Genomic DNA, 9,295 nt, shown 5'->3' with positions numbered 1-9,295 from the left:
CTTTTCGTCGACTTGACCTGACCCCTCGGGTGTGGCTGCCTCCTGCGCTGCTCGTGACGGGACCACCCCACCCCAGACGCACGAACCAACGCAACAGCAAGCCGCCCAACGAAACAGGCGTGCCATCAACCCACGAACGGCGCTGGCCGGTCTTTGATCAGCTGGCGGGGTCCGGGGCGGAGCCCCGAGCAGTAAACAGGAACCCGACCACCTCACCCGACCACCCAACGAGAGCACCAAGCCGAGCACCAGCCCGCCCCAACCAACCAGCACAGCGGGAATACCCGACCACCCCCTGCGTTAAGGTAGATGCAAACGCATGAATCACGAGGACAGAAGGAGGCGGGGACCGTGCAGTTCGGAATCTTCTCGGTGAGCGACATCACCAGGGACCCGGTGAGCGGCGAGACCCCGAGCGAGGCCGAGCGGATCGACGCGATCGTCCAGATCGCGGAGAAGGCCGAGGAGGTCGGGCTCGACGTGTTCGCGATCGGCGAGCACCACAACCCGCCGTTCTTCTCGTCCGCGCCGACGACGCTGCTCAGCCACATCGCCGCGAAGACCAGGAAGCTCATCGTCAGCACCGCGACGACGCTGATCACGACGAACGACCCGGTGCGCATCGCCGAGGAGTACGCGATGCTGCAGCACCTGGCGAAGGGCCGCATGGACCTGATGCTGGGCCGCGGCAACACCGCGCCGGTCTACCCGTGGTTCGGGGCGGACATCCGGCAGAGCCTGCCGCTCGCGCTCGAGAACTACAACCTGCTGCACCGGTTGTGGCGCGAGGACGTCGTGGACTGGGAGGGCAAGTTCCGCACCCCGCTGCAGGGCTTCACCTCCACGCCGCGGCCGCTCGACGACCTGCCGCCGTTCGTGTGGCACGGGTCGATCCGAACGCCGGAGATCGCGGAGCAGGCCGCCTACTACGGCGACGGCTTCTTCGCGAACAACATCTTCTGGCCGAAGGAGCACTACATGCGGCTGATCAAGTTCTACCGGCAGCGGTACGCGCACTACGGCCACGGCACGGAGAAGCAGGCGATCGTCGGTCTCGGCGGCCAGGCGTACATCGCCAAGCGGTCGCAGGACGCGCTCGACGAGTTCCGCCCGTACTTCAACGAGGCCCCCGTCTACGGCCACGGGCCGCGGATGGAGGACTTCATGGAGCAGACACCGCTGTCGGTCGGCAGCCCGCAGGAGGTCATCGACAAGACGCTGACCTTCCGCGAGCACTTCGGCGACTACCAGCGCCAGATGTTCCTGATGGACCACGCGGGCCTGCCGCTCAAGACCGTGCTGAACCAGCTCGACCTGCTCGGCGAGGAGGTCGTCCCGGTGCTGCGCAAGGAGATGGAGTCGCGGCAGGACCCCGAGACCGCCAAGCCGCCGACGCACGCCGGTCGCCTCCGGGACAAGTACGGCGACAAGCCCGCCCGTCAGCCCAGGCCGAACGCCAACCGGGGTGACAACGTCACGGGTGGCTCGCCGTACCAGGACGAGAAGTGACCCGTGCGAACGAGGCGTGGGAGTCCCTGATGAGGGCCTACGCCGTGCTGATGAAGCAGTTCAACGCGGAGGACGTCTGGGGCGAGCTGACCATGCGGGAGTACGACGTGCTCTACCAGCTGTCGAAGTGCGGCGGCCCGCTCAGGATGAGCGAGCTCAACCGGCACGTGCTGCTGAGCCAGCCCGCCCTGTCCCGCATGGTCGACCGCCTGGTCGACCGGGGTCTGGTCGAACGCTGCCCCGACCTCGGCGACCGCCGGGGTGTGCGCCTGTCGCTCACCCCGGCCGGCCGGGCCGCCCAGCGCGAGATCGGCCGCCCGCACGCCCGCAGCGTCACCCGCGCGCTGAGCGTGCTGAGTCCCGAAGAGCTCGACCAGCTCGCAGTGATCACCGGCAAACTGGCCGGGAACGAGGAGAGATGACCGCACAGTTCCAGCTCGTGGTGGTGTCCGCCGGCACGAGCGACCCGTCGTCCACCCGCCTGCTCGCCGACCGCGTCGCCCAGCGCGTCGCCGCCCTCGGGCAGCGCAAGCAGCTCACCGTCGCCGTGCAGACCGTCGAACTGCGCGAGCTCGCCGGCGAGATCGCGAACGCGCTGGTGTCGAACCACGTCGGCGCCAAGCTGCAGAAGGCGGTCACCGCGCTGCAGCACGCGGACGGCATCGTCGCGAGCACCCCCGTCTACAAGGCGGGCGCGAGCGGGCTGTTCACGTCGTTCTTCCAGGTCCTCGACAACGACCTGCTGATCGCGAAGCCCGTCGTGCTCGCCGCGACCGCCGGCACCACGCGGCACGCGCTCGTCGTCGACGACCAGATGCGCGGGCTGTTCGCCTACCTGCGCACGGTCGTGGTGCCGACGTCGCTGTTCGCCGCGACCGAGGACTGGACCGACCCCGGCCTGAACAAGCGGATCGACCGCGCCGCTCTCGAACTGGTGGCGCTGATGGCCGCCGGGTTCGAGAAGACCGTGCGCGACGAGTCGTGGAGCCGCTACCAGCACGAGTTCGGCAGCGCCGGCGGCACCGAGCTGTCGATCGACTTCGACTCCGACCTGATGCGCCTGGCCGCGGGCGGGTCCGCCGGCTAGGAATTCGCAGCCGCGCGTCTCCGTCGCAGACGGCGAGGACGCGCGGCTCCCGCGGACCGGTCACCCGCCCAGGTAGGGCTCGACGTCCTCCATCTCGGCCACCTGGCGCACCTCGACCGACATCTCCTCGACGCCCGCGAAGCAGGTGATGTACTCCTCGGCGACCGCGGTGGCCTCGGCCAGGTCCGCCGCGCTGACGATCAGGAAGCCGCCGACGACCTCCTTGGCCTCCGCGAACGGGCCGTCGACGGACCGGATCGCCGTGCCGCGCCGGCGGACCACCGCGCCGGTCCTCTGCACGCCCTCGGCGCCGAGCAGGACGCCCCGCGCCGTCAGCTTCCCGACGAACGCGTTCATCCGCTCGATCAGCTCCGGGTTCGGCTCCCAGGACGTCGGATCGTCCTCCAGCACCCGGTGCGTGAGCATGTACCGCATGGTTCTCTCCTCGTCGTCGACCGGCGGCGTCGCACGCCGCCACCCCTGCGTCGATCGACGTCGCGGAGCTTTCGACATTCTGCGCAGAACTTCTTCACCGCGCCCGCGCGACGAGGTGCTCGGCGGTGCGCAGGGCGAGCGCGGCCATCGTGAGCGAGGGGTTGGACGTGCCGAGCGACGGCATGCTGCCGCACCCCACCGCGTAGAGGTTGGGGTGGTCCCAGCAGCGCTGCCACTGGTCCACGACGGAGTCGCGCGGTGACGTGCCCATCACGTGCGTGCCGCCGCTGTGCCCGGCGCCCCAGTACCGCAGCGGTTCGCCGTCGTGCTCGAAGTAGTGGCCGTCGTCCGGCTTGTACGCCGTGAAGTCCTCCGCGCCGAGCATCTCGAAGAGCCGGTCCGACACCCGTTTCGCCGCCAGCAGGCCGTCCTTGACGTAGTCGGACAGCGCGTAGCGCAGCGACGGGCGCGGGTTGCCCAGTGCGTCCCGTTCCCGTGCGAGCGTCACGCGGTTCGCGGGATCGGCCTCCTGCTCCACCTCGATCTGCAACGTGAGCTGGCGGCTCACCCGGTCCGCCACCGCCGCGCGCAACGCGGGCCCGCGCAGGCCCGCCACGACGAACTCGTCCGTGTCCGAACCGGGGCTGCCCGCCGCCCAGCCCCACCCCCAGTTGCCGATCTCGATGCGGAACGGCGCCCGCACCGCGCGTTCGGGACCCGACCGGAACGCCTCGATGCCCGTGGTGGAGCCGGGACCGCGGAACGGGCCGACCGGGTGCGGCATCAGCGCCCACGTCAGCAGCACCGGGTGGCCCATGAGGTTGCGGCCGACCTGGTCGCTGCTGTTCGCGAGCCCGGACATCAGCAGCAGCTTGGCGTTCTCGACGGCGTGCGCCGCGAGGACGACGATGTCGGCCTCCTCCTCGTGGCAGGTGTGCCGGCCGGTCGCGTCGTCCTCGTAGCGCTGGTAGCCGACCTTGGTGATCCGGCCGGACTCGGTGGCGTACAACGCGTTCACCACGCACCGCGTGCGCAGTTCGACGCCGGGCGACCACTGCTGCTGGGTCCGGTGCGGCGTGTACTTGGCGTTCTCCGGGCACACCGGCACGCAGCTCGCGAAGCCGGCGCAGAGCTTGCCGTGCGGCCGGTAGCCGTCGACCGGGACACCGTTGCGCGCCTGCGGTGTGCCGACGACCAGCAGCTCGCGGCCGTCGATGCGCCTGCCGTCCACAACGGATGCGATGGTCTCGTCGAGGAACGTGCGCGGCAGGGCGTGCATGGGATAGCGGTAGCCGTCGGCGACGGGGAGGTGCTGCCGCTGCTCGTCGGCGTCGGCCGCGATCCCGATCTCCCACTCCGCCGCGCGGTAGTACGGCTCGAGGTCGGCGTAGGACAGCGGCCAGTTCCGGCCGCGGCCGAGGTCGCCGGTGCGGAAGTCGTCGGGACGCATGCGGGGCGTGATGCCGGTCCAGGCGGTACCGGTGCCGCCGTTCATCCGCAGGTAGGGACTCGCGAGGGAGTGCGGCCCGGTGGAGAGGGCGTAGTCGCTCGACGGCGCGGCGGCGGTCCGGCGGAACGGCGCGAGGGGCGTCTTGACCAGCGCCGTGCGGTACCTCTCGACCGCGTCGCCGTGGTCGGCCTCGGCGCCCGCCTCCAGTACGAGGACTCGGAACCCGTTGTCCCCCAGCACTTTCGCGACCAGCGAGCCGGCGAACCCCGCGCCGACGACCACGGCCCTCACCGCAGGCCGCGCCGCGGTCCGCGGTCCCAGCTGCCGAAGCCGGGTCCTCGCGTGCCCGGTGCGGCGACGCCGGCGGCCTTCCACGCGAGGCCCTCGGCGTAGGCGCGGGCGCTCACGACGGCTCCGCGCCACTCGCCGGTGTACCAGAGGTGGATGAGCTCGGCCTCGGACGCACCGCCCGCCAGCGCGCGGTACCGCTCGACCAGTCCGGTCGACCTCAGCTCCTCCACCGAGAACCCCGTCAGCTCGGCGGACCGCTCCACGAAGGCGTCCACCGCCCCATCCTCATCGGGACGCCCGCCCGCGCCAACCGATCCGGCGCAGGCTCACCCTCGCGGAGGAACCTTCATCTCGCCGAGCTCCGACCAGTCGTCCTGGTCCACCGACTGGCTCACGATGCGCGGCGTCTCGGCGAGGTACCGCGGCAGTTCCATCTGGGCCTTCTTGAAGTGCTGCGAGCCGACGTGCTCACCGCCCGCGTCACCGTCGCGGAACGCCTCGACCAGCACGTACTCGGTCGAGTCGGCGAGGCTGCGCGACCAGTCGAACCACAGGCAGCCGGGCTCGGCGCGGGTGGCCTCGGTGAAGGTCCTGCTGAGCTCGGGCCACGCCTCGGCGTGCTCGGGCAGGACGCGGAACTTGGCGGTGATGAAGATCAAGACTGCCTCCTTCGGCTGGACGTCCCGACCCTAACCCGCGGCGGCGATGGCCGCGTCCGGCGCGCTCCCCGCCGCGCTGTCCCCCACCCGTGTTCCTCCCCCTGCGCGGGCGTCCGACCTGCGCGACCATCCCGGACGTGCCCGAGATGACCGACCCCCGCCGCCGGAACCTCGTCGTCGCGGCCGTCCTGCTCGCGATGCTGCTGGCCGCGCTCGACCAGACGATCGTGTCGACCGCGCTGCCGACGATGGTGGCCGACCTCGGCGGCGGCGCGCACCTCTCATGGGTGGTCACGTCGTACCTGCTCGCCGAGACGATCATGACGGTGCTGATCGGCAAGTTCGGCGACCTCTACGGGCGCAAGAGGACGTTCGTGGTCAGCGTCGCGCTGTTCCTGGCCGGCTCGTTCTTCGCGGGCTGGTCGGAGTCGATGGGCACGCTGATCGCGTTCCGCGCGGTGCAGGGCCTGGGCGCGGGCGGGCTCATGGTCACCTCGACGGCGATCATCGCCGACGTCGTGCCGCTCAAGGAACGCGGGAAGTTCCAGGGCTTCGCGGGCGCGGTGTTCGGCATCGCCACGGTCGCCGGGCCGCTGCTCGGCGGCCTGTTCGTCGACCACCTGAGCTGGCGGTGGGCGTTCTACGTGAACATCCCGCTCGGCATCGCCGTCGTGCTCGTCGCGCTGGCGGCTCTCCCGGCGATCAGGACCGGCGCCCGGCCGCGGATCGACTACGCGGGCATCGCGCTGATCGCGCTCGCGGCCACCGGGCTGACGCTGGTGACGAGCTGGGGCGGCACCGAGTACGCCTGGACGTCGCCGACGATCCTGTGGACGGCCGCCGGGTCGGTCGTGCTGCTGGTGGCGTTCGTGCTCGTCGAGCAGCGCGCGGCCGAGCCGATGCTGCCGATGCGGCTGTTCCGCAGCCGGGTGTTCACGGTCTCGGGCATCCTGAGCTTCGTCGTCGGGTTCGCGATGCTCGGCGGCATCACGTACCTGCCGATCTACCTGCAGTACGTGCGCGGCGAGTCGGCCACGTCGTCGGGCCTGTGGATGCTGCCGCTGATCGCCGGGCTGATGGCCACCGCCCTGCTGACCGGCACCGCGATCAGCCGCACCGGCCGGTACCGGGTCTTCCCGCTCGCCGGGTCGATCGGGCTCACGGCGGGGCTGTTCCTGCTGTCGCTGCTGGACGCCTCCACCAGCTACTGGGAGATGGGCGCGTTCATGGCCGTGCTCGGCGCGGGCATCGGCCTGGTGATGCAGGTGCCGGTGATCGTCGTGCAGAGCACCACGAGCTACAGCGACCTCGGCGTCGCGACGTCCGGCATCAGCTTCCTGCGCACGATGGGCAGCTCGTTCGGCGTCGCGATCTTCGGCACGATCTACGCCGGTCAGCTGCCGGCGCACCTCGTGGTCCCGCCGGGCGTCGACCCGCGCGCCATCGCGAGCCCCGCCGCCGTTCACGCGCTGCCGGAGGCCGTCCGGGCGCCGATCGTCGACGGCTACGCCGAGACCGTCCACATGATGTTCCTGATCGCCGCCCCGATCGGCCTGGTCGCGCTGGCGGTCGCGTTCTTCCTGCCGCAGGTGCGGCTGCGCGACACCTCGCGCGCCGCCGCGGCCGGCAACAGCGGTGTGGGCGAGAGCTTCGCCGCGCCGCGGTCGAACTCCTACGACGAGCTGCGCAAGCTCGTCTCGACCGTGGTCTCCCGTTCCGGCGGCGATCCGGGGCCGGCGGTGCTGCGCAGTTCGGGCGTCGGCCTGCCGCTGGAGCAGGCGTGGCTGCTCGGCCGCGTCTACAAGGCCTCGACGGACGACGGCGTGGCCACGCTCGAGGAGATCGCCGAGATGACGTCCGTGCCCGGCGGCATCTTCGAGCCGACCGCGCGGGCCCTCGTGCGGTCGGGCCACCTGTCCTACAACGACGACGGCTACCGGTTCACCGACCTGGGCTCGGAGGTGTTCACCCAGCTCGTGCGGGCGTGGCGGCGGTGGCTGCTCGACCAGTTGCGGGACTGGCGGGAACCGGACCAGCGGGAGTTCGCGCAGGCGCTCGACGCGTTCGCGGACGAGCTGATCGAGACCGGGCGGCAGCTCAGCCGCGTCTAGGACGGGTCCCGTTCCCCGGACGGCCCCGTGACCAGCGCCTTCCCGTCACCGCGGATCACCCGCACGGACCAGGGCGCCCGCGCGGGTCCACATGCGACCCTGGATTCGTGAGCACCACCCGGATCGGGTCGTTCAACGTGGAGAACATGTTCGAGCGCCCCAAGGTGATGGGCCGCAACGCCACGAGGCACGCGGCCCCGGTCCTCGCCGCGCACGCCCGGTTCAACGAGCTGATCGCGTGCGACGTCTACACCCCGGACGTCAAGGAGGAGCTGAAGGAACACCTCGCGACACTGGAGCTGATGCGCGGCGACCGCAGCAGGTACGCGGTGCTGCGCCGCATCCGCGGCCGCTTCCTCGCCCGCCACCGCACGGGCGAGACCTCGATCGTGGCGAGCGGCCGCGAGTCGTGGGTCGGCTGGGTCGAGCTCACCACCGAACCCGTCAGCGAGCTCGCGACCCGCCACACCGCGCAGGTGATGCGCGACGTCGGCGCCCACGTCCTCGGCGTGGTCGAGGCCGAGTCGCGCGAGCTGCTGCACCTGTTCTCCGCCAGCATGCTCAGGCACGTGGGCTGGACCCCGTACGAGGAGGTCCACCTCATCGACGGCAACGACGAGCGCGGCATCAACGTGGGCCTGCTGACCCGCGACGCCCACCAGGTCGTCACCATCCGCACGCACGTGTACGCGAGGGACAGGTCCGGTGTGGTCTTCTCCCGCGACTGCGCCGAGTACCACGTGCGCACGCCGGCGGGCCCGGAGGTGGTGGTGCTCGTGAACCACCTGAAGTCCAAGGGCTACGGCGCACCGGGCGACCCGATCGGTGCCCGCCGCCGCTTCCGCCAGGCCGTGCGCATCGCCCGCATCGTGAACCGCCTGCGCGACGAGGGCCACGAGCACATCGCCGTGGTCGGCGACCTCAACGACACCGCCGACAGCGAGGCGCTGCGCCCGTTGTTCGACCGCACCGGCCTGCGCGACATCAGCGAGCACGAGAACTTCGACTGGGACCGCCGCCTCGGCACGTACCGCGGCGTGAACGAGAAGGGCAAGATCGACCACGTCCTGCTGACCCCGCCCCTGTTCGCGAAGGCGGTGGGCGGTGGCGTGTTCCGCAAGGGCGTGTGGCGCGGCCCGCGGACCAGGAACCGCTGGGACGTCTACGACACCATGACCAGCGAGGTGCACGCGGCCAGCGACCACGCCGCGATCTACGCCGACATCGACTGGAACCGCTAGACGAGCTCGACCGTCACCTCGACGACGTCGCCCGGCCCGACGTCGTTCTTCTTGCGCACGGCGGCTTTCACCGGCAGCACGTAGCAGCCGGACTCCTTGTCGGGGAAGACCGAGGTGGACCAGGTGCTGGCCCCCACCCCGGCCCGCACCTTGACCGAGCCGAAGCCCGCGCCGGGGACGGCGACGTCCCGGATCTGGTCGGAGACGTCCTCGGGGAGCGTCACGAACGTCCAGGTGTCCGTGCGGCGGGCGTCCCAGATCCACAGTTCCGCGTCGAAGACGAACATCGGCCCATTCTCACAGAGGCGCGCTGATGCGGAAGTCCTCGTCGAAACGCGCGGCGAGGGCGTCGCCGCGTTCCTCGTCCTGGCGCACCCTCACCACGTCCGCGGCGAGCTCCACCCCGGGCGTCGGTGAGGTGCCCGAGCCAGGGCCGCACACCCCAGCGCACCCACCCCCCGGGCCCGCCGCTGGAGCCGGCCCGGGCGCCACACCGGCCCCCCCCCCCCCCC

At 71.3% G+C, this 9,295-nt stretch carries 10 protein-coding genes; 5 read left to right on the top strand and 5 right to left on the bottom strand.

Annotated features, from left to right (window positions below; translation table 11 throughout):
* Positions 1-351 precede the first annotated feature (351 nt).
* From ACFWGZ_RS35950 to ACFWGZ_RS35940, 3 genes are read left to right on the top strand one after another with little or no spacing between them, the layout of a single operon-like run.
* Positions 352-1,509, top strand: coding sequence for an LLM class flavin-dependent oxidoreductase (locus ACFWGZ_RS35950; protein ID WP_382456051.1), 1,158 nt, complete (start codon positions 352-354; stop codon positions 1,507-1,509).
* Positions 1,506-1,931 (top strand): MarR family winged helix-turn-helix transcriptional regulator, encoded by a 426-nt coding sequence (locus ACFWGZ_RS35945; protein WP_382456050.1) that lies wholly within the window; start codon positions 1,506-1,508, stop codon positions 1,929-1,931. Before ACFWGZ_RS35950 ends, ACFWGZ_RS35945 begins: the two co-directional genes overlap by 4 nt.
* The gene (locus ACFWGZ_RS35940) at positions 1,928-2,596 is read left to right on the top strand and encodes a CE1759 family FMN reductase (RefSeq protein WP_382456049.1); all 669 of its coding nucleotides are present in this window, start codon (positions 1,928-1,930) and stop codon (positions 2,594-2,596) included. Before ACFWGZ_RS35945 ends, ACFWGZ_RS35940 begins: the two co-directional genes overlap by 4 nt.
* A 60-nt stretch (positions 2,597-2,656) precedes the next feature.
* Here ACFWGZ_RS35940 and ACFWGZ_RS35935 read toward each other — a convergent pair whose 3' ends face one another.
* The 4 genes from ACFWGZ_RS35935 to ACFWGZ_RS35920 all read right to left on the bottom strand — a co-directional run bounded on the left by ACFWGZ_RS35935 (position 2,657) and on the right by ACFWGZ_RS35920 (position 5,431).
* Positions 2,657-3,031 (bottom strand): YciI family protein, encoded by a 375-nt coding sequence (locus ACFWGZ_RS35935; RefSeq protein ID WP_382456048.1) that lies wholly within the window; start codon positions 3,029-3,031, stop codon positions 2,657-2,659.
* Positions 3,032-3,125: 94 nt separating this feature from the next.
* On the bottom strand, positions 3,126-4,763 hold the full coding sequence (locus ACFWGZ_RS35930) for a GMC family oxidoreductase (protein WP_382456047.1): 1,638 nt from the start codon (positions 4,761-4,763) through the stop codon (positions 3,126-3,128).
* 5 nt (positions 4,764-4,768) lie between these two features.
* A complete protein-coding gene (locus ACFWGZ_RS35925; protein WP_382456046.1) occupies positions 4,769-5,047 on the bottom strand; it encodes a hypothetical protein in 279 nt (92 codons plus the stop codon).
* Positions 5,048-5,098: 51 nt separating this feature from the next.
* On the bottom strand, positions 5,099-5,431 hold the full coding sequence (locus ACFWGZ_RS35920) for a putative quinol monooxygenase (protein ID WP_382456045.1): 333 nt from the start codon (positions 5,429-5,431) through the stop codon (positions 5,099-5,101).
* A 146-nt stretch (positions 5,432-5,577) separates the two neighbouring features.
* Between ACFWGZ_RS35920 and ACFWGZ_RS35915 the strand changes: the two genes are divergently transcribed.
* Both ACFWGZ_RS35915 and ACFWGZ_RS35910 read left to right on the top strand, forming a co-directional pair.
* On the top strand, positions 5,578-7,542 hold the full coding sequence (locus ACFWGZ_RS35915) for an MDR family MFS transporter (RefSeq protein ID WP_382456052.1): 1,965 nt from the start codon (positions 5,578-5,580) through the stop codon (positions 7,540-7,542).
* A gap of 107 nt (positions 7,543-7,649) precedes the next feature.
* The gene (locus tag ACFWGZ_RS35910) at positions 7,650-8,783 is read left to right on the top strand and encodes an endonuclease/exonuclease/phosphatase family protein (protein WP_382456044.1); all 1,134 of its coding nucleotides are present in this window, start codon (positions 7,650-7,652) and stop codon (positions 8,781-8,783) included.
* Here the strand turns inward: ACFWGZ_RS35910 and ACFWGZ_RS35905 are convergent.
* Positions 8,780-9,070 (bottom strand): DUF1905 domain-containing protein, encoded by a 291-nt coding sequence (locus ACFWGZ_RS35905; RefSeq protein ID WP_382456043.1) that lies wholly within the window; start codon positions 9,068-9,070, stop codon positions 8,780-8,782. The two genes, ACFWGZ_RS35910 and ACFWGZ_RS35905, sit on opposite strands and share 4 nt — an antisense overlap.
* Positions 9,071-9,295: the final 225 nt, after the last annotated feature.

It is taken from the genome of Lentzea sp. NPDC060358 (genome assembly GCF_042725365.1).
In the GTDB taxonomy this organism is placed as follows: Bacteria; Actinomycetota; Actinomycetes; order Mycobacteriales; family Pseudonocardiaceae; genus Lentzea.
The sequence above is the reverse complement of the archived record's forward strand: the minus strand, read 5'-3'. Positions and strand labels throughout refer to the sequence as shown.

What these genes read in the sequence shown, in the direction of transcription:
- ACFWGZ_RS35940 (WP_382456049.1), top strand. Translation starts at nt 1,928, where the DNA reads ATGACCGCACAGTTCCAGCTCGTGGTGGTGTCCGCCGGCACGAGCGAC.
- ACFWGZ_RS35935 (WP_382456048.1), bottom strand. Translation starts at nt 3,031, where the DNA reads ATGCGGTACATGCTCACGCACCGGGTGCTGGAGGACGATCCGACGTCC.
- ACFWGZ_RS35915 (WP_382456052.1), top strand. Translation starts at nt 5,578, where the DNA reads ATGACCGACCCCCGCCGCCGGAACCTCGTCGTCGCGGCCGTCCTGCTC.
- ACFWGZ_RS35905 (WP_382456043.1), bottom strand. Translation starts at nt 9,070, where the DNA reads ATGTTCGTCTTCGACGCGGAACTGTGGATCTGGGACGCCCGCCGCACG.